This window comes from Actinoplanes missouriensis 431, from assembly GCF_000284295.1.
GTDB classification, from domain to species: domain Bacteria; phylum Actinomycetota; class Actinomycetes; order Mycobacteriales; family Micromonosporaceae; genus Actinoplanes; species Actinoplanes missouriensis.
This window is the reverse complement of sequence record NC_017093.1, coordinates 278,955-301,399: the sequence shown is the minus strand read 5'-3', so window position 1 is coordinate 301,399 and position 22,445 is coordinate 278,955. Positions and strand designations below refer to the sequence as shown.

Below are 22,445 nucleotides of genomic sequence, written 5' to 3'. Positions count from 1 at the left end.
TCACACCTCCTTCGTTTCGGGGTCGCCGCCGACGGTGGCCGGGGCACGTTCGGCGACGGCTCGGCGGGCACGCGGGCTCGGCGGCACCTGGAGATCCATCGGGGGGATCGGGAAGCTGCCCGGCGGCCGCTGGGCCAGCTCCTCCTGGATCGGGACGGGCTTGGGCTTCTTCGCTCCCGGCCAGCCCCAGGCGACGAGCAGCACGACCACCGCGATGGCGGCGGTGGAGATCCACCGGACCTCGTCGGAGAGCTGGCCGCTGCGGGCGACCTTGAAGTACGCCAGGAAGAGGATCCACACCAGGTTGACCGGGATGAGGACCTTCCAGCCGAAGCGCATGAACTGGTCGTAGCGCAGCCGGGGCAGCGTGGCCCGCAGCCAGATGAACCCGAAGAGCAGGATCAGCACCTTGCCGAAGAACCAGATCAGCGGGAAGTAGCCGGAGTTGGCGCCCTCCCAGACCGTGGTGATCGGCGCGGGCGCCCGCCATCCGCCGAGGAACAGCGTGGTGCAGAACGCCGAGACGGTGATCATGTTGATGTACTCGGCGAGGAAGAAGAGCGCGAACTTGAACGACGAGTACTCCGTGTGGAAGCCGCCGACCAGCTCGGACTCCGCCTCGGGCAGGTCGAACGGCGCCCGGTTCGTCTCACCGACCGCCGCGATCATGTAGATCACGAAGCTCGGGAGCAGGAGCAGCGCGTACCAGCCGGGTGCGGTGATGTCGAAGCCGAAGAGGTTGACCGGCTGACCGGACGCCTGCGCCGCGACGATCTGCGAGGTGCTCATCGAGCCGGAGGTCATGAACACCGCCACGATGGAGAGGCCCATCGCGACCTCGTACGAGATCATCTGCGCGCTGGAGCGGAGACCCCCGAGCAGCGGGTACGTCGACCCGGAGGCCCAGCCGGCCAGCACCACGCCGTACACCGCCATCGACGAGCAGGCGAGCAGCACCAGCACCGAGACCGGCACGTCGGTGAGCTGCAGGGCGGTCTGCTGGCCGAACATGTTGACCACGCCACCGAACGGGATCACCGAGAACGCGGTGAACGCCGTGGTCGCCGAGATCACCGGGGCGATGAAGTAGACCACCTTGTCGGCGGTCTTCGGGATGATCTCTTCCTTGAACGGCAGCTTCAGGCCGTCGGTGAGGCTCTGCAGCCAGCCTTTCGGCCCGACCTGGTTGGGTCCGGGCCGGACCGCCATCCGGGCCACGACCTTGCGCTCATAGTTGATCGTGAACAGCGTCAGCAGCAGGAGCAGCACGAACACGCCGAGCAACTTGATCAGCGTGATCCACCAGACGTCGTTCTCGAACGTCTCCAATGTCGGGTCGACGGCGTGTGCCGCCAGAATCGCGTTCATCGCGCAGCCCCTTCGGCGAGGATCGGTCCGCCGACGCCGGCCTCGAGACGGACCACCGCGCCGGCGGTCACGCCGAGGCTGCGCCGCACCGTCGAGCCCGGTGAGTTGGTGGGCAGCCAGACCACACCCGGCGGCAGGTCGGTGATCGCGGCCGGGAGCGTCACGCCACCCCGGCCGGTGCTGACCGTGACCAGGTCACCGTCGGCAACGCCGAGCGACTCGGCCAGGTCCTTGCCGATCCGCGCCACCGGCGGGCGGGCGGTGCCGGCCAGAACCTCGTCGCCGTCGAGCAGCGTGCCCAGGTCGATCAGCTGGTGCCAGGTGGCGAGCACCGCCTCCCGCTCACCCGGGCGGGCGAGCTCGGCGGCCTCGGTCACCGGCGTCACCGGGCGGGCCGCCGCGGCCGGCAGGGTGCCCAGCTCCCGGCGGACGGTCATCACGTCACCGGTGTTCAGTTCGACGTCGAGCAGCGCCGCGACCGCTTCGAGCACCCGCCCGTCGGTCATCGCCGTGCCGGGCAGCACCGCCTCGAACGACCGCAGCCGACCCTCCCAGTCCATGTAGGTGCCGGCTTTCTCGACCGCCGGGGCGATCGGCAGCACCACGTCGGCGCGGCGGGTCACCGCGCTCTGCCGCAGCTCCAGGCTCACCACGAACGGCACCGCGTCGAGCGCCTCCTCGGCAAGCCGCGGGTCGGCCAGATCGGCCGGATCCACGCCGCCGACCAGCAGCGCGCCGAGCGTGCCGTCGGCGGCCGCCGCGATGATCTGGTCGACGTCCCGGCCCGGCGTGCCGGACAGCACGCCCGGCTCGGTGCGCCAGGCCAGCGCGAGCTCGGCCCGGGCCGCCGCGTCGGTGACCGGACGGCCGCCGGGCAGCAGGTTCGGCAGGCAGCCGGTGTCCAGCGCGCCCCGGTCACCGGCACGGCGCGGCACCCAGGCCAGGCGTGCGCCGGTCCGACCGGCCAGGGCGGCGGCCGCGGAGAGACCACCGGGCGCCGTCGCCAGCCGCTCACCGACGATCAGCAGGGAACCGGGCGCGCTCAGCGCGGCGGCGACGGCCGGGTCGGTGTTGAGAAGCCGGGCCTCGTCGCCCGGCACCGCTGCGACAAGCGTCGCGCCGAGCTTTTCAAAACCCCTGGAGAGGTACGGGGAGACCGCCGTCACCTGGAGTTTCTTCTTCTGGTGACCCTTACGCAGACGCAGGAAGAGGATCGGGCACTCCTCCTCCGGCTCCAGTCCCACGATCAGGACGGACGGCGCGTTCTCGACCGCCTCGTAGGTCACGTCGGCGATGCCGGCGACCGACGCGGCGAGGAAATCGGCCTCCTCGGTCGCGGTCAGTGCCGTACCCGAAGCGCGAATCGGCCGTGCCCGGAAATCGATGTCGTTGCTGCCGAGGACGATCCGGGCGAATTTCGCGTACGCGTACGCGTCCTCCACCGTGAGCCGCCCACCCGGAAGGACGCCGACGCCGCGCTCACGGGCGGCCCGCAAACCCTTCGCGGCGGCCAGCAGAGCCTCGCTCCAGGACGCCTCGCGCAACTGGCCGGTGGCCGCGTCGCGCACCAGCGGCGTGGTGATCCGGTCGGTGGCGGTGGTGTAGCGGAAGCCCCACCGGCCCTTGTCGCAGTTCCACTCCTCGTTGACCGCCGGGTCGTCGCCGGCCAGCCGCCGCAGCACCTTGCCGCGCCGGTGGTCGGCACGCTGAGAGCAGCCGGCCGCGCAGTGCTCGCACGAGGTCGGGGAGCTGACCAGGTCGAACGGGCGGGCGCGGAACCGGTACTGCTCGCCGGTGAGCGCGCCGACCGGGCAGATCTGGATGGTGTTGCCGGAGAAGTACGAGTTGAACGGTACGTCCCCCTCGCCGTCGCCGGCCTGACCGTCACCGGTGCCCTCGCCGCCGAAGAAGTCGTCCCGGTAGACGTTGATCTGCTCGCCGGACGAGCGGTCCATCAGGTCGATGAACTTGTCCCCGGCGATCTCCTCGGAGAACCGGGTGCAGCGCTGGCAGAGCACGCAGCGCTCCCGGTCCAGCAGGACCTGACTGGAGATGTGGATCGGCTTCTCGTACTCCCGCTTGTGCTCGACGAACCGGGAGTCGGCCCGTCCGGTGCTCATCGCCTGGTTCTGCAACGGGCACTCGCCGCCCTTGTCGCAGGTCGGGCAGTCGAGCGGGTGGTTGATCAGGAGAAGCTCCATCACGCCGGCCTGGGCCTTCGCGGCCACCGGCGAGCTGAGCTGGGTCTTCACCACCATGCCCTCGGCCACCGTCTGGGTGCAGGAGGCGACCGGCTTGCGCTGGCCCTCCACCTCGACGAGGCACTGCCGGCAGGCGCCGGCCGGTGCGAGCAGCGGGTGGTCGCAGAACCGCGGGATCGCGATGCCCATCCGCTCGGCGACCCGGATGACCAGCTCGCCCTTCTCGGCTTGGACCTCGACCCCGTCGACCGTGAGTGTGACGAGGTCCGTCTTCTTCTCTACGTCCGTCATCAGTGCGCTCCCACCAGGGTCTTCTCCGACAGGCGCGGCGCGGTCCGGCCCTCGATGTAGCCGAGGTAGTCGTCCCGGAACCACTTGAGCGTCGACACGACCGGGGTCGCGGCGCCGTCGCCGAGACCGCAGAACGACCGGCCGAAGATGTTGTCCGCGGTGTCCTGGAGCGTGTCCAGGTCCTTGTAGGTGCCCTGACCGGACAGGATCCGGCGGTACGTGCGGACCATCCAGTAGTTGCCCTCGCGGCACGGTGTGCACTTGCCGCACGACTCGTGGTGGTAGAACTCCAGCCACCGCCACGTGTTGTAGACCGGGCAGTCCTGGTCCGAGAAGATCTGCATCGCGGTGGTGCCGAGGATCGACCCGGCCGCCGCGACCCCTTCGAAGTCCATCGGGGTGTCGATGTGCTCGGCGGTCAGGATGGGCGTCGACGACCCGCCAGGCGTCCAGAACTTCAGGTTGTGGCCCGGCTTCATGCCCCCGGCCAGCTCGATCAGCTCGCGCAGGGTGATGCCGAGGCCGCACTCGTACTGGCCCGGGTTGGCGATCCGGCCGGAGAGCGAGTAGATCATCGGGCCGGCCGATTTCTCGGTGCCCATGCTCTTCCACCAGTCCGCGCCGCCCAGCACGATGTACGGCACGCTGGCGATCGTCCCGACGTTGTTGACCACGGTCGGGCTGGCGTAGAGACCCGCGATGGCCGGGAACGGCGGGCGCAGCCGGGGCTGGCCGCGGAACCCCTCGAGGGAGTCCAGCAGCGCCGTCTCCTCACCGCAGATGTACGCCCCCGCGCCGCTGTGCACGACCAGGTCCAGGTCGAACCCGGACTTCAGGATGTTCTTGCCGAGGTATCCCTTGGCGTACGCCTCCTTCACCGCGTTGCGCAGCCGCCGCGCGGCGTGCACCGCCTCACCGCGGATGTAGATGAACGCCCGGTTCGCCCGGATGGCGTACGCCGCGATGATCGCGCCTTCCACCAGCGAGTGCGGGTCGTACGTCATCAGCGGCAGGTCCTTGCAGGTGCCGGGCTCGCCCTCGTCCGCGTTGATCACGAGGTAGTGCGGCTTGCCGTCACCCTGCGGGATGAAGCCCCACTTCAGGCCGGTGGGGAAACCGGCGCCGCCCCGGCCACGCAGGCCGGAGTCCTTCACCAGCTGGATCAGGTCGTCGGGGTGGACGTCGAGCGCCTTGCGCAACGCCAGATAGCCGTCCAGCCGCTCGTAGACGCCGATCTGCCAGGCGTCCGGCGAGAGCCAGCGCTTGGTGAGCACGGGGGTGAGCTTCTGGAGGACTTCCGGCCGGGGCTGGGTCACTTCTCCTCCTCGGTGCCACGCGGGACGTTCGTGGCTTCCTTCTGCGCGGCGGTCCGCTGGCTGACGATCCACTCGCCACGACTGCCGTCACCTGCCGGTTTGCCGTCGCCGGCGGGCGCGTTCTCGGCGGCGCCGGCGGCCTCGGCCGGTGAACTGGGCGGCGGCCCACCGGCGTCGGCGGCGCCGGAGGGCGCCGGGGTGTCAGCGGTCGGGTTGCGGGACTCGGCCGCGCGTACCTCCGGGTCCTTGACGTCACCGGTGTCGGTGGTGCGGCCCGCGTGGCGGTGCTCGGCGACCTTGCCCGCCTTCTCGGCGACCGCTCCGGCCGCTGCCTTGGCAGCCGTCGCGGCCTTCTTGGCGAACGCCGCGATCCGGCTCGGCTGCTCCGGCTGGGGCTGGGGCAGCGCATTGCCCTCGCGGGCCGGCTTGGTCGTGGTGATCGGGGTGTCCGGGTCGAAGCCCGCCACCGCGACGCCGTGCTCCTGGGCCAGGCGAGCGCCGCGCAGGGTGGGCGCGCCCGCCACGCCGTCGCCGACCGCGCCGTCGCGCGGGTCCGCGAAGCCGGCCAGCTGGAACTGCATCTCCTTGAGCGAGCAGATCCGGGCGCCCCGGGCGGGCGTCGGCCGCTCGCCGTTGCGCAGGCTCTCCACCAGCTCGATCGCCGACTCCGGGGTGGCCTCGTCGACCGTGAAGTCGTAGTTGACCGTCACGACCGGGGCGTAGTCGCAGGCCGCCAGGCACTCGGCGTGCTCCAGCGTGATCTTGCCGTCGGCCGTGGTCTGGTCGTGCCCGACGCCGAGGTGCTCGGCCAGCTCGTCGTAGACCTGCTGGCCGCCGAGCACGTTGCACAGGGTGTTGGTGCAGACGCTGACCAGGTATTCGCCGGTCGGGCGGCGCTTGTACATCGTGTAGAACGTGGCGACCGCGCCGACCTGGGCCTTGTTGATCCCGAGGATCTCGGCGCAGAACGAGACGCCGGTCGGGCTGACGTAGCCCTCCTCGGTCTGCACCAGGTGCAGCAGCGGCAGGAGCGCGGACCGCTCCCGGCCGGCCGGGTACCGGGCGAGGATCTCCAGGGCCGGTTCCAGCAGCTTCTCCGCCAGCGGGGCAGCGGCCGGCGAGAACTCCACCGTTGTTTCTGCGGACATCAGCGGTCACACCCACCCATCACGGGATCCAGAGAGGCGCCGCCGGCGATCACGTCGGCGAGCAGCGCCCCCTCGGCCATCGCGGGAATGGCCTGGAGGTTGACGAAGCTCGGCTCGCGGTAGTGCACCCGGTACGGATGGGTGCCACCGTCCGAGACCGCGTGTACGCCGAGTTCGCCACGCGGATGCTCGATCGCGACATAGACTTGACCAGGCGGAACTCGGAAGCCCTCGGTCACGAGCTTGAAGTGGTGGATCAGCGACTCCATCGACTGACCCATGATCTTGGCGACGTGTTCGAGGGAGTTGCCGAGCCCGTCCAGGCCGAGCGCGAGCTGCGACGGCCACGCGATCTTCTTGTCCGCGATCCAGACCGGGCCGGGGCGGAGCCGGTCCAGCGCCTGCTCGACGATCTTCAGCGATTCCCGGATCTCGGCGACCCGGACCAGGTAACGGCCCCAGACGTCGGCGGTGGTCGCCGTCGGCACGTCGAACTCGTAGGTTTCGTAACCGCAGTACGGCATGGTCTTGCGCAGGTCCCACGGAAGTCCGGCGGCGCGCAGCACCGGTCCGGTGACGCCGAGCGACAGGCAGCCGGTCACGTCGAGAACCGCGACACCCTGCGTACGCCTCTGCCAGATGACCTGGTCGGAGAGCATCGCCTCGTACTCCTTGAGGCGCTTCGGCAGGTACTTGAGGAAGTCCCGGATCTTGCGGACCGCGGACTCCGGCAGGTCCTGCGCGAGGCCGCCCGGACGGATGTAGGCGTTGTTCATCCGCAGGCCGGAGGTCTCCTCGAAGATGTCGAGGATGTACTCCCGCTCCCGGAAGCCGTAGAGCATCATCGAGATCGCGCCCAGCTCCATGCCGGTCGTGGCGAGCCAGACCAGGTGCGAGGCGATCCGCTGGAGCTCCATGAACATGACGCGGATCGTGGTGGCCCGCTCGGTGATCTGGTCGGTGATGCCGAGCAGCTTCTCCACCGCGAGGCAGTAACCCGCCTCGTTCGACATGTTGGAGAGGTAGTCCATCCGGGTCACGAACGTGACGCCCTGGGTCCAGTTCCGGTACTCCAGGTTCTTCTCGATCCCGGTGTGCAGGTAACCGACGACCGGGCGGCACGCGGTGACCGTCTCGCCCTCGAGTTCCAGGACCAGCCGGAGCACGCCGTGCGTGGACGGGTGCTGCGGGCCCATGTTGACGACGATCTTCTCGTTGCTGAGCGGGTCGACGCCGGCCGAGATGGAGTCCCAGTCCCCGCCGGTGACGGTGAAGACCCGGCCCTCGGTGGTCTCGCGCTCGGTCGCGTACTCGGATGTCGTCATTGGTAGACCCTCCGCTGGTCGGGCGGCGGAATCTCGGCACCCTTGTACTCCACCGGCACGCCGCCGAGCGGGTAGTCCTTGCGCTGGGGGTGCCCTTCCCAGTCGTCGGGCATCAGGATCCGGGTGAGGTTGGGGTGTCCGGCGAAGACGACGCCGAACATGTCGTAGACCTCGCGCTCCTGCCAGTCCGCCGTCGGGTAGACGCCGGTGACGCTCGGAACGCTCTCCCCGTCGGCCACCGCCACCTCGAGACGCACCCGCCGCCGGTACGTCATCGAGGTCAACTGGTACGCCACGTGGAACCGGCGCTCGTCGGTGCCGAGGTAGTCGACCGCGTCCACCGAGGAGCAGAGCTCGAACCGCAACGACTCGTCGTCGCGCATTACCTGACAGACCTCGGTGATTTTCTCGGGCCTGATGTGAAGTGTGAGTTCCGCCCTATCTACCACCACCTTCTCGATGGCTTCGGAGAAGGCCGGATAAGCTTCCTCCAACGCGTCATAGACGTCGTCGAAATACCCGCCGTATGGCCGTGGGCTGTCAAAAACAGCAGGCCGGGGGCGGACCAGGCGACCGAAGCCGGAAACGTCTCCGGTCCCTTTGACACCGAACATGCCCTTATCCGGGCTGGGCGGAGTCTGTGCCGGCGCACCGATATTCGCACCGGTGGATGCGGTAGTCGGTACGCCACCCTCAGTGCCGGAAGAAATGCTCATTTGACACCTTCCCGCAAATGCGGCTGGAGCTTCATCCAGTTCTCGATCCGCAATTGCTCCTCACGGCCTTCCTTGACGGCCTGAGTCCATTCCGCACGCCGTGCCTTGTCGACGCGGTACGACGACGGCATGGCTCCGGGCGCGACGACGGGGGTCTTGCCCTCGGCCTCACGCTGGGCCAGCATCTTGCGCCCGTTCGGACCGAGCGGCTGAGCCATGACCTTCTCGCGCATCTTGAGGATCGCGTCGATCAGCATCTCCGGTCTGGGCGGACAACCCGGCAGGTAGACGTCGACCGGGACGATGTGGTCGACACCCTGCACGATGGCGTAGTTGTTGAACATGCCGCCGGACGAGGCGCAGACGCCCATCGAGATCACCGAGCGAGGCTCGGGCATCTGGTCGTAGATCTGGCGGACCACCGGCGCCATCTTCTGACTGACCCGGCCCGCCACGATCATCAGGTCGGCCTGTCTCGGTGAGGCCCGGAAGACCTCCATCCCCCAGCGACCGAGGTCGTAGTGCGGCCCGCCCGCCGCCATCATCTCGATGGCACAGCACGCCAGGCCGAAGGTGGCTCCCCAGAACGACGACTTGCGCGCGTAGTTGGAGAGTTTCTCCACCGAGGTGAGCAGGATCCCACTGGGCAGCTTCTCTTCGATTCCCATGGTTGTCTCAGTCCCAGTTCAGGCCGCCGCGCCGCCACACGTACGCGTAGGCGATGAAGACGGTGACGATGAAGAGGACCATCTCCACGAACCCGAACAGACCGAGCGCGTCGAACGAGACGGCCCACGGGTACAGGAAGATGGTCTCGATGTCGAAGATGATGAAGAGCATCGCGGTCAGATAGAACTTCACCGGGAATCGGCCGCCGCCGATCGGCTGTGGGGCCGGCTCGATACCGCACTCGTAGGCGTCGAGTTTCGCCCTGTTGTACCGCTTGGGCCCGACGATCGGCGCGACGGACACTGAGAACAACGCGAAGAGGGCGCCGAGGATCAGCAACCCGACGATCGGGACATAAGGGTTGATCGTCATGTTCACTCCCGTACGACTGTTAGCCGCTTCACACTAGTTGCTGCGCTTTTGTATCCCTTTGCTCGGGGTGCCCGATTCCGTCCTCAGACGGCGGGCGCCACCTTGGTCAAACCGTTGATGATGCGATCCATGGCGTCGCCGTCCCGGGGGTCGGTGAGGTTGGCCAGGAGCTTGAGCACGAACTTCATGAGCGTCGGATGCGGCATGCCGTACTTCGTGGCGGCCCGCATGATCTGGGGGTTGCCGATCAACTTCACGAATATCCCGCCGATCCGGTAGTAACCACCGAACCGGAGACTGAGTTCAGCCGGGTAGGCCCGGAGAGCGCGCTCGCGCTCGGGACCGGCCGGCCGGGCCAGCGCCTGCACCGCGACCTCGGCGGCGAGCTCGCCGGACTCCATCGCGTACGCGATGCCCTCGCCGTTCATCGGGTTGACCATGCCGCCGGAGTCACCGACCAGCAGCACGCCGCGGGTGTAGTGCGGCACCCGGTTGAAGCCCATCGGGAGCGCGGCGCCGAGCGTCGGGCCGTCCGCGTTCGCCTCGTCGCGCAGACCCCAGTCCTCCGGGGTGCTGCCGAGCCAGTCGGTGAGCAGCGAGCGGTAGTTGGTCTTGCCGAACGCGTCAGACGAGTTCAGGATGCCGAGGCCGACGTTGACCCGGCCGTCACCGAGACCGAAGATCCACCCGTACCCGGGGAGGAGCCGCGCCGGGTCCTGCGCGCTGCGCAGCTCCAGCCAGGACTCCAGGTAGTTGTCGTCGGCCTTGGCCGGCGACCGGTAGTAACGCCGGACCGCCACGCCGAGCGGGCGGTCGTCGCGCTTGGCCAGGCCGAGGGCCAGCGGGAACTTGCCGGAGACACCGTCCGCGGCGATCACCAGGGGCGCGCGGTACTCGACCGGCTCGCCGTCGGATTTCGCCTGCACGCCGATGACGTAACCGTCCTCGTCGAACACCGGGCCGGTGACGTTGACGCCGGTGCGCAGCAGGGCGCCGGCCTCCGCCGCGCGCCCGGCCAGCAAGTCGTCGAAGTCCATCCGGGTCCGGACCAGGCCGTAGTTGGGGAAGCTCGCGAGGTCCGGCCAGTCCAGCTCCATGCGGACGCCGCCACCGATCACGCGCAGGCCGCGGTTGTGCAGCCAGCCGGCTTTCTCGGAGGTGTCCACACCCATCCGGATCAGCTGGCGCACCGCGCGCGGCGTCAGGCCGTCGCCGCAGACCTTCTCGCGCGGGAACTCGGTCTTCTCCAGCAGCAGCACGCGCACGCCGTGGCGCGCCAGGTGGTACGCCGCGGCGGACCCGCCCGGCCCCGCGCCGACGACGATCACGTCTGCTTCATCGGCGACGATCGAACCGGTTCCGCGGTCGCTCACGGGCCAACCTCCATCTCCACGCGGATGCTCGTGAATTAGTTCACAAGCATGCCTCGATCGGAGTGTAGGCCGACTATCGAAGATCTTTGCGCTTAGGTCTGCCTAATTGTTTGGGCGTGGCTAACGTGCCTGCTCAGGGTCGGCGAGAACCTTGTCCGCCACGCCGAGGGCCGGACCCTCCAGGTGCTCCCGGATGGTGCCGCCCATGGCCCGGTCGAGCGCCACGATGAGGCCTTCGACCAGGTCCTGGGCCAGAAGCGGGTCCTCGGCGGCGACCATCCGCAGACGGTTGGCCAGCTCGGTGGCCCGGCGCTCGCCGGCCTCGCCCTCATCGATCGCCAGATCGATGTCCGTGTCCTCCAGATGCCCGATATCTGTCATGGACCCGAGCTAAACAGCCATTTCTGGCTTTGTACGCCGATTGCCGGATTTATACCCTAGTCGCGCGATGGAGGGACGCGATACCGCCGGTCAGATTGCGCCAGCCGACGCGATCCCACGGGCCCGACTCGGCGATGACGGCGGCCAGGCCCTGCTGGTCGTGCCAGGCGCGGATCGACTCGGCGAGGTAGACGTAGGCGTCCGGGTTCGTCGCGACGCGCCGGGCCACCGCAGGCAAGGAGCGCATCAGGTACGACAGGTAGGCCGTCCGGAACGCGGCATTGGTCGGATGGCTGAACTCGCAGATGACCAGTCGCCCACCCGGCCGGACCACCCGGCCGAACTCACGCAGCGCAGCGGAGGTGTCCACGACGTTACGCAGCGCGAAGGAGATCGTCACCGCGTCGAAGGCGGCGTCGGCGAACGGCAGCCGCAGCGCGTCACCGGCGAGCAGGGGCACCTCCGGCCGGGTCGACCGCCCGGCCCGCAGCATCCCGACCGAGAGGTCGGCGCCGACCGCGAACGCGCCCGACCGGCTCAGCTCCTCGGTGGAGACGCCGGTGCCCGCGCCCACGTCCAGGACGCGCTCGCCGGGCCGCAACCCGAGAGCGGCGCGCGTGGCACGGCGCCAGCCCCGGTCCTGGCCGAAGGAGAGAACGGTGTTGGTGAGGTCGTAGCGTTTCGCCACGCCGTCGAACATCTCGGCGACCTCATGGGGCTGCTTGTCCAGATCTGCGCGACTCACGGCACCAACTCTGCCACCGGGCGCCGGAAACAGAACGGGCGGGATGGTTTCCCATCCCGCCCGCACCTTGTGCTCTATAAACACGCCGGGGCCGTGCACCTGGCGTTGCCTCACGAAACGTGGCCTGCGTACACCCTATGTACGTCAGGATTCGGCAGGATTGGGCAGGGCTGGAATCCCCCACGCGCCCCCCAGATTCCCCCCACGCTCCCCCTCCACCGGCCACGCCGGAATCCCTGTCGTCCCGCCGCGCCTGGAGCCCCGTTTCAGGACTTCGGTGAGCGTGTCGACAATCGACTCGTTGACCTCCGGCATGAGGTGGCCGTACAGATCTGACGTCATCTTGATCGACGTGTGACCGAGCATCCGCTGGATCGCGGTCAACGGGACGTTCGCGGAGATGAGCAACGACGCAACCGTGTGGCGCAGGTCGTGCAGCCGCAGCCCGGTCAGCCCGGCCCGGCTGGTGATCCGCTTCCACGTTCCCTTCCGGAAGGTCCCCGTGATGGGCTTACCGTCGGGCATCGTGAACACGAGAGCATCACTGGCTTTGCCCGCCAGCAACGGAGCCAGCTCAAGCACAAGCTCCTGCGGGATCCGCACCGTCCGCCGCGAAGACCTGGTCTTCGGCGTCGTATAGACAAAGCGGCCACCGCTCGCCTCGTACGCCGTTCGTGTCACCTGCACCGTTCCCGCGAACAGATCGACCTTGCCGACCTGCAGGGCGTGGGCCTCGCCGTAGCGCAGCCCGGTCGTCACGAGCAGCATCACGAGCGGGCGCCAATGCGCGTCATCACCCGTGCAGGCGGCCAGCAGGCGCTCGATCTCGATGGGCGTGCAGAACTTCATCTCGTGGTGCTCGCGGGGCGGCATCTTCACTCCGATCGCAGGATTGAACGGGATCATGCGGGCTTTGGTCGCGGCGCCGAGGATCGTGTGCAGCACGCCGTAGACGTTGCGCACCGACCCGGGGCTGAGCGGCTTACGGGGTGGCCCGTCGACGGGGTCCGGGTCGCCGTTGACCAGGCGGTGCACGAACCGCGTCACGACCAAGGTGTCGATCTGGTCGAGTCGGTAGAGGCCCAGCTGCGGCAGAACGTGCACGCGCAGGTTCGATCCCTGGGTCCGCCGCGACGACGGCTTCAAGCCGGTTTCGTGGCCGGGCCAGAAGTCGTTGACGAACTGAGCGAGCGTCACCTTCCCGTCCTGCGGGTTGATGAAGTCGCCGCGAGCCCGGTCGGTGTTCATGGCGTTCATCGCGGCCTTGGCGCTGGTCTTGGTCGGGAAACCGGATTTCAGAGTGGTTTTGCGGCCGGCGATCTCCTCGCGGATACGCCAGTTGGGGCCGTGCTTTTCAATCCACATTGGACTTCCGCCTCATCAGGGAAGAGCGGGAGAAAGAGACGAGTCGCGGGCTACTCGGCCCGGCGAAGAGCGCGCTTAGGAGCTGCGCTTCTGGGTGCTGCTGAGCCGCACGTGGTCGTCAGCGAACTCAGTGAGCACGAGGGCGCCCATTTCCAGGCGCGTGCGCAGAGTCTCGTCACCGGCGCGGTAGAGAGCGACCATCCTGCGGATTGAGTCGGGCATGCCGGCCAGCGGGTCGATGCTGTCGTCCTGGTCCTCAATGAGGCCGGCGGCGGCGAGGAGCGGCTGCGGTGACTCTTCGATCGCCTCGGCGATACGAGTGATGGCGGTCAGCGACGGGCGGGCCTTGCGGTTACGCCAGTTGGAGACGGCGGTGTGACTGATGCCGGCCAGCTCGGCGAGCGCGCTGTCGTGACGGATCTTGTGCCGCTGCTTGACGGCGTCGAGCTGCTGGAGGAAGGCCTCCTGCTCGGGCCATTCAATCGTGCGCACGTGCACGACATTAGGTACCGGTGCGCGACCTGTCACTCGTGTGCGTGCACGCACATCTTCGTTCGATCGTCGCCGAACGGTCGCTACGCCCACGAAGGGCGTGTTCTCAAGCGCGAGGGCTGTGTGCATGGACGCACATTAGCACCGCGAAACTTCCCAAGAAACCCGCGTACCTCCGCCTTGTGCGCACGCGCACATAAGGAGTACGGTTCTGTTCGTGCACGAACATGACCTTGGATTCGCGCTGAATCTGGCTCGGTTCGACGAGCTGACGGGGCACCGCGGCTGGAAGACCGACCAGCAGCGAGCAGCCGGCATCGGCGTCAGCCACACCACGTTGGGCCGCATCCGGCGAGGCCACATCAAGCCCGGAACCCGCTTCATCGCGGCGGCTACGACGGCCCTCAACACCAACGTCGAGTACCTGTTCGAACGGAACGAGGCGACGACCTGATGAAAGACCTCGAACTGATCACGAAGGCCGAACTCGCCGAGCTGATCCGCAAGCCCAAGAGCTGGGTCGACGAGGCGGTTACCGCTCGCAAGATCCCGTTCACGCGCCTGGGGAGCCGGGACATCCGCTTCTCCCGCGAGGACATCACCGAGATCCACCGGATGGGCAAGCAGCCCGCCATCACGGCCTGATCAGGCCACAGAAAACGCCCAGCGGCCCCGCCAATCGCTGCACACGACCGGGACCGCCAGACGAAAGGAATCATCCCATGACCTACCAGCCCCCGGCGAACGCCAGCCTCTGGCAGGTGTTCCTCGCCGACGAGGAGGGCTTCGTCACCACCGTCGAGAAGGCCCTCGACGAGTACGGCCCCGAGAGCCACGTCGAGGTGAGCATCCGGCGGCTTTCCGCCCTGCCGCACCTCCAGGCCGCCGACAACCTGTGGTCCCTGCCCGGGCGCCCGAAGCATGAAGCCGACATCGCCGTCGAGTGGAAGCTCGACCTGGTCGACGACATCGGCGAGACCGACCACATCACCGCCCAGCTCAACGCCGCCCACGCGATGGCGGCCGGCCTGAACGGCGCGCTCGCCAACCAGGGTGAGTGGAACCGCAGCACCGAGCTGGCCGCCGCGCTGCACAACCTCGGCGACAAGCTCGCCACTTTCGACGGTGCACTGCCGTCTGGCCTCTACTTCCACGTGCTCTACGGCCACGCCGGGACCGCTGAGGCCTCCGCCACGTTGATCCAGAACGTCGATGCGCTCGGGGCCCACCTCCTCGGAAAGGTCGGTGAGCGGAAGAGCGATAGCACCGGATACGACGACTACAAGGCCCGAGGCTTCATCGGTCCCCTCACGATTACGGCATACGGCTACGTCGTTCGGCCCGCCGAGGAGGATCCCCGGATTCTGCTCGCGCGTATCGCCGAGCTGCAGGCCGAGGTCGCGGCTGCTCGGGGCGGTGCCGCATGATCCGCGCAGACGTCCTCGCAGCCATCATCCTCACCGCGCTGCTGGTCGCGATCGCCATCTCGGTGCTCATGGTCCTGGCGTACGAGTACCGGCGCCGCTGGACCATCACCAACCGCCGTCTCGACCGGGTCCTGCGCGAGCAGCGCGAGATCGCCGAGCTACGGGAGTGGTACGCCGCCCCGGCCGTCACACCCGAGCACGAGCGGGGTGACAGCTGATGCTGGCCTTCCCGACGTTCGGCTCCACCAACAGCGCCATCTTCGCCGGGATCCTGGCCGCCATCGGCTTCGTCCCGTTGGCCGCGCTACTCGTCCTGGGCGGGCTCGGCCTGTTCAGCGAGCCGGTGATCGCGCCGGGCCCGGTGCTCAACCCGGTCGACCTGGGCGAGGCGCCGGAGACCACCCAGGAGATCCCGGCTGTGGCCGGCGAGCCGGAGGTGCAGCCTTCGGGGCAGGCCACCGGCCGCTACCAGCCACGTCACGCCGCCGAGGTGACCCATGGCTGAGCGCACCCTCCACGCCATCCCGGTCAAGGACTGCTGCGGTGTCCTGCTCGGCGACATCTGCGACTGCGCGGCCTTCCACGCCGAGGCCATGGCCCTGTTCGCGAACGCGCCGGTCATCCCCGTCAGCTCGCCGATCTTCGCCAAGCCGGCCGAGCCGCCGGCCTCCCCTTTCCCCACCCCGATCGTCCTGGTCAACGTCGGCGGCCTGCTCCGCCGCGTCGACGGTCCCGCCTACGCCGAGGAGCAGAAGTGACCGCCCTGCGTACCCGCAAGCCCACCGGCCGCGTCCCGTGGCCCTTGATCCTGATCGAGGGCGGCGAGAAGGCCGGCAAGTCCTGGGCGTGCGCCCAGTTCTCCACCTCGCCCCGCATCGGCCAGATGTACTGGATCGACCTCGGAGAGGGTGCCGCCGACGAGTACGGCGCCATCCCCGGCGCGGACTACGACATCATCGAGCCCACCGGCGAGAAGTGGACGTGGGCCGAGATCCAGGCCGCCGTCGACGCCGTCAAGGCCGAGGCCCAGCGCACTCTCGCCGCGGGCAAGCCCCCGGTCGTGCTCGTCATCGACTCGATGACCGCCGAGTGGGACATGCTCAAGGACTGGGCGAGCGACAAGGCCCGCCAGCGCCACAACGCCAAGGCGCGCAAGTACGGCAAGCCCCAGCTCGCGGCCGACGAAGAGCCGAAGATCTCGATGGACCTGTGGAACGAGGCCGGCGGCCGTCACCGCAAGCTCATGACCACGCTGATGACCTTCCCGGGCATCGTGCTGCTCACCGCCCGCGGTAAGGACGTGGCCGCGCTCGACGACAAGGGCGCCCCGATCGCGAACACCAAGGAATACAAGGTCGAGGGCCACAAGACACTCGGCTTCGACGTCTCCTGCTGGATCCGCCTCGACCGGTCCAAGCCCGGCACCATCGTCGGCCTCCGGTCTGTGCACCTGGGCGTTCGCCCCGGGTATGACGACCCGCTCCCGCTGGCCCGGGACTGGTCGGTGGAGGGCGTCGTGTTCGACATGCTGCGTTGCGACCCGGCCCAGGCGCACACCCGAGACCTGGCCGAGCTGCAGGCCGCCGAGCCGGAGCTGGTCGACCAGCTACTCGAGCAAATCCGCTCGGTGGCCACCCGCGAGCAGTACGGCGCGGCGGTCGAGGCGTGCAAGGCGGCCACCGGGCTGACCGACGACGAATTCGAGACGCTGAAGAACGCCCTGGCGAAGCGCCGCGCCGAGCTGGTCGCCGCGGCCGAGCCGAAGAACCCGGGCAACGACGCGGCCCGCCGCCGGATGATGGCGCTGTTCGGTCAGGCGGAGATCACCGACCGGGACGAGCGGCTCGCCTACGTCGGCAACGTCGTCGGGCACGACGTCGGCAGCACCAACGAGCTGACCGACGCCGAGGTCCGTGAGGTGTGCGACCGCCTGGAGCGGTGGATCGCCCAGCAGACACCGCCGACCGAGACCGAGCTGGCCGGGGCTGGTGCCCGATGAACCACCGGCCCACCGACGAGCAGGCCGCGGTGATCGACGCCTTCACCGCGGCCGACCGGCCCACCATCGTTGTTCAGGCCGGTGCCGGCTGCGGCAAGAGCAGCACGCTCAAGATGGCCGCCAAGGCGCAGCCGGCCCGCAGGGGCGCGTACGTCGCGTACAACAAGGCCCTGGCTGCCGAGGCGAAGCGCGACTTCCCGGGCACCGTGGACTGCAGGACCGCTCACTCGCTGGCGTTCGGCCCGGTCGGCCGGCACTACATCGACCGGATCAAGGGACCGCGTGTGCCGGCCAAGGCCGCGGCCGAGGCCCTCGGGATCAACAGCCCGGTGGAGCTCGCGCCCGACCTGGCGCCGCTGTCCCCGATCACCCTCGCGCGCATGGTCATGGCGATGGTCGGCCGGTTCCTCAACTCGGCCGACCAGGAGCCGGGCGTCCAGCACCTGGAGCCGATCGACGCCTACACCCACACGGAGAACGCGGAGCTCGCCGCGTACCTGGTCAAGTACGCCCGCAAGGCCTGGGACGATCTCCAGCTCACCCGCGGCGGCAAGCTGCAGTGCACGCACGACGTCTACCTCAAGATCTACCAGCTGTCGCGGCCGCGGATGCCGGTCGACTACGTGCTCCTCGATGAGGCGCAAGACCTGTCCCCGGTGATGGCGTCGCTGTTCCACTTCCAGGACCACGCGCAACGGATCATGGTCGGCGACTCCGCGCAGGCCATCTACGGGTTCCGGGGCGCTATCGACGCCATGTCCAAGTTCCAGGCGGACCAGCGGCTCACCCTGTCGCAGTCCTTCCGATTCGGCCCGGCGATCGCGACCGAGGCGAACCGGTGGCTGGACCTGCTCCGGGCGCCGCTGCGGCTGCGCGGGTACGAGCCAGCAGGCTCCAGCCTGGCCGCTCTCGCTGAGCCGGACGCGATCCTGTGCCGGTCGAACGCCGGCGCGATCGCCCAGCTCGTCGACGCCGTCCGGTCGGGCCGCCGCGCGGCGCTCGTCGGCGGCGGCGACGACCTGATCCGGCTCGCCGAGGCCGCCATGGACCTGATGGCCGGGCGCGGCACGGCACACCCCGAGCTGCTCGCGTTCAAGACCTGGGCCCAGGTCCAGGAGCACGCCGCCCTGGACGACGCGTCCGGCTCGCTGAAGGTCCTCGTGAAGCTGGTCGACGACCACGGCCCGGAGGAGCTGATCCGGGTCGTCTCCACGCTCGTCGACGAGCAGCACGCCGACGTGATCATCTCAACGGGGCACCGTGCGAAGGGCCGGGAGTGGGACCGGGTACGGATCGGCGCCGACTTCCGGGAGCCGCGCCGCGACCGGTTGACCGGCCGGGCGCTGTGGCGCCGCGACGAGCTGATGCTCGCGTACGTTGCCGTCACCCGGGCCCGCCGTGTGCTGGACCGGGGCGGCCTGGCCTGGCTGGACGACTACGACCGCGGCCCGGTGCAGGGGCCGGAGACGTGGCTGACCACCGCCGTCCGGGAGCACCCTGACGCGATCCTCGCGGACCAGCCGGACCCGTACGGCCTGGACGACGTCGACGAGCTGGCCGGGATCGGCTCCGACTACCGGACCGACCCGGCCGAGCGGATCGCTGCGGTGGCCGCGATCGCGCCGGAGTACGTGCGCCCGGTCGAGCCGAAGCCGGCCGCCGTGGTGTCGCCGTTCGCGCCGGCGCCGCGCAAGCCCCGCTGCGCCTGCGCGCACCTCCAGCTCGTCCACGTCGACGAGACCCGCGCCTGCCGCGCGTGCAGCTGCCGGGCGTACGCCGAGGCGCGTGAGGCGGTGCCGGCATGAGCTTGACGCCGAAGCCCACCCAGCTGGTGCTGAGGGGCCCGAAGCGGACCAGTGAGGCGGTCCCGCACGACTTCGACGAGGACAGCCCGGGCGTGTGCCGCTGCCGCCTGATCAGGGCGCACCGGCTCCACGACGCGTCGCGGGTGGCCGAGCACCGGGCGGCCGTCCAGGCGCAGCACGACGAGCACCTACGCCGTCTCGGCGAGCGAGAGGACTGACCATGCCAAATCACCTCGACATGCGTCGCTCGGAGCCAACTGAGGAGCACGTCGACCGGCTCGCCGCCCTGGCGGTGCAACTGGTCGAGCGGGTCCGGGACGACAACCCCCAGGCCAACCTCCGGTGGCTTCTCGCTGAGCTGCCCGACCCGGCCGACCGGACCTCGCTGCTCTTCATCCTCGCGGCCGCCGTCCCCACGGACCGGCCCTGGGCCCACCTCACCGCCTGGGCGCGCCACCGCGCCGCCGCCTGATCCCGCTGGCCGGCGGCCGAGAGGCGGCCGGCCAGCACCTCAGCAAGGAGACAAGCAGTTGGCCCGCATCAGGACCATTAAGCCCGAGTTCTTCACCTCGTTGGCCATCGCGAGCCTGACGCTGGAGGCACGGCTCACGTTCATCGGGCTCTGGACCCACGTCGATGACGAGGGCCGCTGCGTGGACGATGCACGGCTCATCAAGGCCGCCGTGTGGCCCCTCGACGACCGCCTCTCCAGCGACGTCGAACTGGACCTCAAAGCACTCAGTGAGTCCTCACTGATTACTCGCTACACGGTGGGTGCGCGCTCATTCCTTGCCATCACTAACTGGAATGAGCACCAGCGGATCAACCGGCCCACCCGGAGCAAGATCCCGGCTCCGCCACCTGCGGAAACCGCTCCCGCCAGTCCTCGCTATGCGCCCCCACCTGCGGAAACCACCCCGCACAGTGAGCCCTCACACAGCCCTCACGCACCACTCGCTGAGGACTCACTGGCGGAAAGGAACAGGGAACAGGGAACAGGGAACAGGGAAAACCCCGCCGCGCGCGTGCGCGAGGACGACCCCGCCGGCACCCCCGGACGAGCCGAACAGATCGTCCAAGCCTGGATGACCGCCTGCACCCGACGCCCACCATCGCGAGTCGTCGACGCCATCGGCCGCGAAGTCGCCCAGCTACTCCGCGACGACATCGACCCCAGCGACATCCAGCGCGCCTTGGAGTACTGGCAAGGCCGCGGCATGCACCCCACCTCGCTGCCCAGCGTCGTCAACCAGGTGATGAATGCCCGCCCGCAGGGCAACGTTGTCGCCCTCTCAGGCCACACCCCCAGACCCTCCACCACGGACCAGCGTGTCGGCGCTGCCCTCGAACTCGCCGCCAAGTACGCCCAGGAGGACCAGTGACCCGCTCCGAAATCGCCCTACTCCTCGGCGCCATCGCCGGTCGTGACCAGCGCACCATCGGCGACGCTGATGTCCTTGCCTGGCACGAAGACCTCGGAGACCTTGACTTCGCCGATGCCCGCGCCGCAGTCAGCCGGCACTTCCGCGAGTCCACCGACCGGATCATGCCCGCTCACATCCGACGCCTGACCCGGATCATCCGAGACGAACGCCGAGCCTCCACCACCGTCCGCGCCCTGCCGCCCGGCAAGCTCGAAGACGACCCCGATCGCGATGCCCGGATCGCCCGCAACCGGAACAGGGTCCGAGAAATCCTCGCGGAATACGTCGTTGCGCGGTCCGTACCCGGTGCCGACGAACCCCCACTGACCGGCTCGGACCTTATCCGGCAGCGAGCCCTTGACCGGTCCCGCGCTGAGAAGCGATCCAGCCGCCGCGAGGCCGCATGATCCGGCACCTCACGCCCGGCGAGAAACGCACACAGGCCGCTGCCGCAGCCGCCGTTGCCCGCGCTATGGCCCGAGCCACCAGAACGCCCCAGGAACCCGAACCCGCCGACTCCTGGATCACCCCCGCCCGAGCACGACAGATCCGCCACCAGATCGAGGAGACCCAGTGCTGAACCTCCACCCCACCACCCCGCCAGCCGCCCGGCCGTACGTCACCGCGGCCGCCCTCGACACCGCCGAAGCCCGCGCCGGCGCCTACCGCCTCGCCTACGACCACCTCGCCATGATCACCGGCCAGTTCCTCGGCACCATCGACGCGTTCTACACCGGACACGGCACCGTCGACGCCTACGAGAAGGCCCTGGCCGAGATCCGCACCACCATCCGCCGCGACATCGACAGCTACCTCGAACAGAACTACCCGCTGACCGGCCCACAGGCCGCCCGCTGCCGCTGCACCTGCCTCGGCATCGGCACCCCCGAACACACCCCCGGCGCCATCTGCCTCACACCCGAACAGGACGCCGCCAACCGCCAACGAGCCGCCCACCACCTCACCGAGGACCTGCTACCAGTCGACGCACAGCGCTGCATCCACACAGACAACGAACACCAGCGATGCCGCCACTTCCTCGGCCACGAAGGCAACCACCACTACCTCGACCTCGCGGACGAACCGGTCGACATCCCCGAGCCCTGGCCGTCGTCCTCGGTTCCTTCCGCGCGCACGCAGGAGACGGCGATCAACCGGCCGTGTGAGCCCGGGTACGACCCGGAGGACGCCACGGTGTGTTCTCCGTGCCGGTGCATTCCTGGCGCGTCCCGGGCCGTTGTGGAGACGCTGCTGCAGACGCACGCGGATGCGCGGGCGGCTCGGTCGGTGCTGGGTCCGCTGCGCCAGCTCGTGCTGGAGCCGCTGCCGCTCACCCTCGTCCTGGACGAGGTCGCCCGGGAGCGGGTGGCGCAGGACGAGAAGTGGGGCGAGCAGAACCACCCCGACGGCACCGGCCCCCGGGAGGTGTTCCAGGTGCGCTACATGCACGAGCTGGCCCGGGATACGCGCCGCGCCACCGACGCCGCGGCCGGTAAGACGCCCGGCCTTGAACACCACGGCCCGCTGACGTGGCGACACATCCTCCTGGAGGAGGTCTTCGAGGCCCTGGCGGAGGAGAAGCCGGCCGAGCTGCGCACCGAGCTGGTCCAGGTGGCCGCCGTTGCCGCGGCCTGGGTGGAGGCGCTCGACCGCCGCGGCCGCGACGCCGAGGAGGCCGACCGTGCCTGACCCGGACTCGATCATGGTGAACGGCGTCGAGGTCACCGCACGCATGCTCGCGGAGGCCCGTCAAGAACTGGCCCGCCGCAGCCCGTTCAACGCGGGCTTCTACCCGACCTTCGCCGATCTCACCGAGCAGGAGCAGCGCGCCGCCGAGGCGGATGCCCGCAACTACCTGCGTGCCCTAGTCACCATCGCACCGGATCGGGATGCGAGTCCACCGGGCTGATGCCGTCGCCTCGGTACACCGACCACGGTCCCGCAGCCCGCCAATGCGCCCGCTGCGGGACCACCCACCGCACACACGACGCCAGCGGCACCAAGATCCTCTGCCCACCGGTGAACCAA

At 69.3% G+C, this 22,445-nt stretch carries 27 protein-coding genes; 14 read left to right on the top strand and 13 right to left on the bottom strand.

Features of this window, described 5'->3' with window-relative positions:
* The 13 genes from nuoH to AMIS_RS01400 form a co-directional block, all read right to left on the bottom strand.
* Positions 1–1,368, bottom strand: a complete 1,368-nt coding sequence (nuoH, locus tag AMIS_RS01460) for an NADH-quinone oxidoreductase subunit NuoH (protein ID WP_014440410.1) — start codon at positions 1,366–1,368, stop codon at positions 1–3.
* Positions 1,365–3,860 carry an NADH-quinone oxidoreductase subunit G gene (locus AMIS_RS01455; protein ID WP_014440409.1) on the bottom strand — a complete coding sequence of 832 codons (2,496 nt, stop codon included), beginning with the start codon at positions 3,858–3,860 and terminating at the stop codon, positions 1,365–1,367. Before AMIS_RS01455 ends, nuoH begins: the two co-directional genes overlap by 4 nt.
* A complete protein-coding gene (gene nuoF / locus AMIS_RS01450; RefSeq protein WP_014440408.1) occupies positions 3,860–5,176 on the bottom strand; it encodes an NADH-quinone oxidoreductase subunit NuoF in 1,317 nt (438 codons plus the stop codon). Before nuoF ends, AMIS_RS01455 begins: the two co-directional genes overlap by 1 nt.
* Positions 5,173–6,324, bottom strand: coding sequence for an NADH-quinone oxidoreductase subunit NuoE (nuoE, locus tag AMIS_RS01445; RefSeq protein ID WP_014440407.1), 1,152 nt, complete (start codon positions 6,322–6,324; stop codon positions 5,173–5,175). The genes nuoF and nuoE overlap by 4 nt, the downstream gene beginning before the upstream one ends.
* Complete coding sequence (locus AMIS_RS01440; protein WP_014440406.1) at positions 6,324–7,649, bottom strand: NADH-quinone oxidoreductase subunit D; 1,326 nt, start codon at positions 7,647–7,649, stop codon at positions 6,324–6,326. Before AMIS_RS01440 ends, nuoE begins: the two co-directional genes overlap by 1 nt.
* Positions 7,646–8,365, bottom strand: coding sequence for an NADH-quinone oxidoreductase subunit C (locus tag AMIS_RS01435; protein WP_014440405.1), 720 nt, complete (start codon positions 8,363–8,365; stop codon positions 7,646–7,648). Before AMIS_RS01435 ends, AMIS_RS01440 begins: the two co-directional genes overlap by 4 nt.
* Positions 8,362–9,033, bottom strand: a complete 672-nt coding sequence (locus tag AMIS_RS01430) for a NuoB/complex I 20 kDa subunit family protein (protein WP_014440404.1) — start codon at positions 9,031–9,033, stop codon at positions 8,362–8,364. Before AMIS_RS01430 ends, AMIS_RS01435 begins: the two co-directional genes overlap by 4 nt.
* 7 nt (positions 9,034–9,040) lie before the next feature.
* Complete coding sequence (locus tag AMIS_RS01425; RefSeq protein WP_014440403.1) at positions 9,041–9,406, bottom strand: NADH-quinone oxidoreductase subunit A; 366 nt, start codon at positions 9,404–9,406, stop codon at positions 9,041–9,043.
* A gap of 83 nt (positions 9,407–9,489) precedes the next feature.
* A complete protein-coding gene (locus tag AMIS_RS01420; protein ID WP_014440402.1) occupies positions 9,490–10,779 on the bottom strand; it encodes a geranylgeranyl reductase family protein in 1,290 nt (429 codons plus the stop codon).
* A gap of 120 nt (positions 10,780–10,899) precedes the next feature.
* On the bottom strand, positions 10,900–11,160 hold the full coding sequence (locus tag AMIS_RS01415) for a hypothetical protein (RefSeq protein WP_014440401.1): 261 nt from the start codon (positions 11,158–11,160) through the stop codon (positions 10,900–10,902).
* Between the two features lie 49 nt (positions 11,161–11,209).
* Complete coding sequence (locus AMIS_RS01410) at positions 11,210–11,905, bottom strand: demethylmenaquinone methyltransferase (protein ID WP_014440400.1); 696 nt, start codon at positions 11,903–11,905, stop codon at positions 11,210–11,212.
* A 144-nt stretch (positions 11,906–12,049) separates the two neighbouring features.
* Positions 12,050–13,270: a tyrosine-type recombinase/integrase gene (locus tag AMIS_RS01405; RefSeq protein WP_014440399.1), complete on the bottom strand. Its 1,221-nt coding sequence runs from the start codon at positions 13,268–13,270 to the stop codon at positions 12,050–12,052.
* Positions 13,271–13,345: 75 nt separating this feature from the next.
* On the bottom strand, positions 13,346–13,762 hold the full coding sequence (locus AMIS_RS01400) for a helix-turn-helix domain-containing protein (RefSeq protein ID WP_172666557.1): 417 nt from the start codon (positions 13,760–13,762) through the stop codon (positions 13,346–13,348).
* 217 nt (positions 13,763–13,979) lie between these two features.
* Between AMIS_RS01400 and AMIS_RS01395 the strand changes: the two genes are divergently transcribed.
* From AMIS_RS01395 to AMIS_RS01335, 14 genes are all read left to right on the top strand, one after another.
* Positions 13,980–14,216, top strand: a complete 237-nt coding sequence (locus AMIS_RS01395) for a helix-turn-helix domain-containing protein (RefSeq protein WP_014440397.1) — start codon at positions 13,980–13,982, stop codon at positions 14,214–14,216.
* Positions 14,216–14,407 carry a MerR family transcriptional regulator gene (locus AMIS_RS01390; RefSeq protein WP_014440396.1) on the top strand — a complete coding sequence of 64 codons (192 nt, stop codon included), beginning with the start codon at positions 14,216–14,218 and terminating at the stop codon, positions 14,405–14,407. The genes AMIS_RS01395 and AMIS_RS01390 overlap by 1 nt, the downstream gene beginning before the upstream one ends.
* A 77-nt stretch (positions 14,408–14,484) precedes the next feature.
* A complete protein-coding gene (locus AMIS_RS01385; RefSeq protein WP_014440395.1) occupies positions 14,485–15,189 on the top strand; it encodes a hypothetical protein in 705 nt (234 codons plus the stop codon).
* Positions 15,186–15,407 carry a hypothetical protein gene (locus AMIS_RS01380; protein ID WP_014440394.1) on the top strand — a complete coding sequence of 74 codons (222 nt, stop codon included), beginning with the start codon at positions 15,186–15,188 and terminating at the stop codon, positions 15,405–15,407. Before AMIS_RS01385 ends, AMIS_RS01380 begins: the two co-directional genes overlap by 4 nt.
* Positions 15,407–15,694 (top strand): hypothetical protein, encoded by a 288-nt coding sequence (locus AMIS_RS01375; protein ID WP_014440393.1) that lies wholly within the window; start codon positions 15,407–15,409, stop codon positions 15,692–15,694. Before AMIS_RS01380 ends, AMIS_RS01375 begins: the two co-directional genes overlap by 1 nt.
* A complete protein-coding gene (locus AMIS_RS01370) occupies positions 15,687–15,947 on the top strand; it encodes a hypothetical protein (protein ID WP_014440392.1) in 261 nt (86 codons plus the stop codon). Before AMIS_RS01375 ends, AMIS_RS01370 begins: the two co-directional genes overlap by 8 nt.
* On the top strand, positions 15,944–17,188 hold the full coding sequence (locus tag AMIS_RS01365) for a DEAD/DEAH box helicase family protein (protein WP_014440391.1): 1,245 nt from the start codon (positions 15,944–15,946) through the stop codon (positions 17,186–17,188). The genes AMIS_RS01370 and AMIS_RS01365 overlap by 4 nt, the downstream gene beginning before the upstream one ends.
* Entirely contained in the window at positions 17,185–18,993 is a 1,809-nt protein-coding gene (locus AMIS_RS01360) for a UvrD-helicase domain-containing protein (protein WP_014440390.1), read from the top strand. Before AMIS_RS01365 ends, AMIS_RS01360 begins: the two co-directional genes overlap by 4 nt.
* Positions 18,990–19,211 carry a hypothetical protein gene (locus AMIS_RS01355; protein WP_041829497.1) on the top strand — a complete coding sequence of 74 codons (222 nt, stop codon included), beginning with the start codon at positions 18,990–18,992 and terminating at the stop codon, positions 19,209–19,211. Before AMIS_RS01360 ends, AMIS_RS01355 begins: the two co-directional genes overlap by 4 nt.
* A gap of 2 nt (positions 19,212–19,213) precedes the next feature.
* A complete protein-coding gene (locus AMIS_RS01350; protein WP_014440388.1) occupies positions 19,214–19,465 on the top strand; it encodes a hypothetical protein in 252 nt (83 codons plus the stop codon).
* A 58-nt stretch (positions 19,466–19,523) separates the two neighbouring features.
* Positions 19,524–20,375, top strand: coding sequence for a hypothetical protein (locus tag AMIS_RS01345; RefSeq protein WP_014440387.1), 852 nt, complete (start codon positions 19,524–19,526; stop codon positions 20,373–20,375).
* Positions 20,372–20,824, top strand: coding sequence for a hypothetical protein (locus AMIS_RS41410; protein ID WP_014440386.1), 453 nt, complete (start codon positions 20,372–20,374; stop codon positions 20,822–20,824). The genes AMIS_RS01345 and AMIS_RS41410 overlap by 4 nt, the downstream gene beginning before the upstream one ends.
* 166 nt (positions 20,825–20,990) lie before the next feature.
* Positions 20,991–22,106, top strand: coding sequence for a hypothetical protein (locus AMIS_RS43840; RefSeq protein ID WP_014440384.1), 1,116 nt, complete (start codon positions 20,991–20,993; stop codon positions 22,104–22,106).
* Positions 22,099–22,326, top strand: coding sequence for a hypothetical protein (locus tag AMIS_RS01335; RefSeq protein ID WP_014440383.1), 228 nt, complete (start codon positions 22,099–22,101; stop codon positions 22,324–22,326). The genes AMIS_RS43840 and AMIS_RS01335 overlap by 8 nt, the downstream gene beginning before the upstream one ends.
* Positions 22,327–22,445: the final 119 nt, after the last annotated feature.

What these genes read in the sequence shown, in the direction of transcription:
- nuoH (WP_014440410.1), bottom strand. Translation starts at nt 1,368, where the DNA reads ATGAACGCGATTCTGGCGGCACACGCCGTCGACCCGACATTGGAGACG.
- AMIS_RS01455 (WP_014440409.1), bottom strand. Translation starts at nt 3,860, where the DNA reads ATGACGGACGTAGAGAAGAAGACGGACCTCGTCACACTCACGGTCGAC.
- nuoE (WP_014440407.1), bottom strand. Translation starts at nt 6,324, where the DNA reads ATGTCCGCAGAAACAACGGTGGAGTTCTCGCCGGCCGCTGCCCCGCTG.
- AMIS_RS01440 (WP_014440406.1), bottom strand. Translation starts at nt 7,649, where the DNA reads ATGACGACATCCGAGTACGCGACCGAGCGCGAGACCACCGAGGGCCGG.
- AMIS_RS01435 (WP_014440405.1), bottom strand. Translation starts at nt 8,365, where the DNA reads ATGAGCATTTCTTCCGGCACTGAGGGTGGCGTACCGACTACCGCATCC.
- AMIS_RS01430 (WP_014440404.1), bottom strand. Translation starts at nt 9,033, where the DNA reads ATGGGAATCGAAGAGAAGCTGCCCAGTGGGATCCTGCTCACCTCGGTG.
- AMIS_RS01425 (WP_014440403.1), bottom strand. Translation starts at nt 9,406, where the DNA reads ATGACGATCAACCCTTATGTCCCGATCGTCGGGTTGCTGATCCTCGGC.
- AMIS_RS01415 (WP_014440401.1), bottom strand. Translation starts at nt 11,160, where the DNA reads ATGACAGATATCGGGCATCTGGAGGACACGGACATCGATCTGGCGATC.
- AMIS_RS01405 (WP_014440399.1), bottom strand. Translation starts at nt 13,270, where the DNA reads ATGTGGATTGAAAAGCACGGCCCCAACTGGCGTATCCGCGAGGAGATC.
- AMIS_RS01390 (WP_014440396.1), top strand. Translation starts at nt 14,216, where the DNA reads ATGAAAGACCTCGAACTGATCACGAAGGCCGAACTCGCCGAGCTGATC.
- AMIS_RS01385 (WP_014440395.1), top strand. Translation starts at nt 14,485, where the DNA reads ATGACCTACCAGCCCCCGGCGAACGCCAGCCTCTGGCAGGTGTTCCTC.
- AMIS_RS01380 (WP_014440394.1), top strand. Translation starts at nt 15,186, where the DNA reads ATGATCCGCGCAGACGTCCTCGCAGCCATCATCCTCACCGCGCTGCTG.
- AMIS_RS01375 (WP_014440393.1), top strand. Translation starts at nt 15,407, where the DNA reads ATGCTGGCCTTCCCGACGTTCGGCTCCACCAACAGCGCCATCTTCGCC.
- AMIS_RS01370 (WP_014440392.1), top strand. Translation starts at nt 15,687, where the DNA reads ATGGCTGAGCGCACCCTCCACGCCATCCCGGTCAAGGACTGCTGCGGT.
- AMIS_RS01360 (WP_014440390.1), top strand. Translation starts at nt 17,185, where the DNA reads ATGAACCACCGGCCCACCGACGAGCAGGCCGCGGTGATCGACGCCTTC.
- AMIS_RS01355 (WP_041829497.1), top strand. Translation starts at nt 18,990, where the DNA reads ATGAGCTTGACGCCGAAGCCCACCCAGCTGGTGCTGAGGGGCCCGAAG.
- AMIS_RS01350 (WP_014440388.1), top strand. Translation starts at nt 19,214, where the DNA reads ATGCCAAATCACCTCGACATGCGTCGCTCGGAGCCAACTGAGGAGCAC.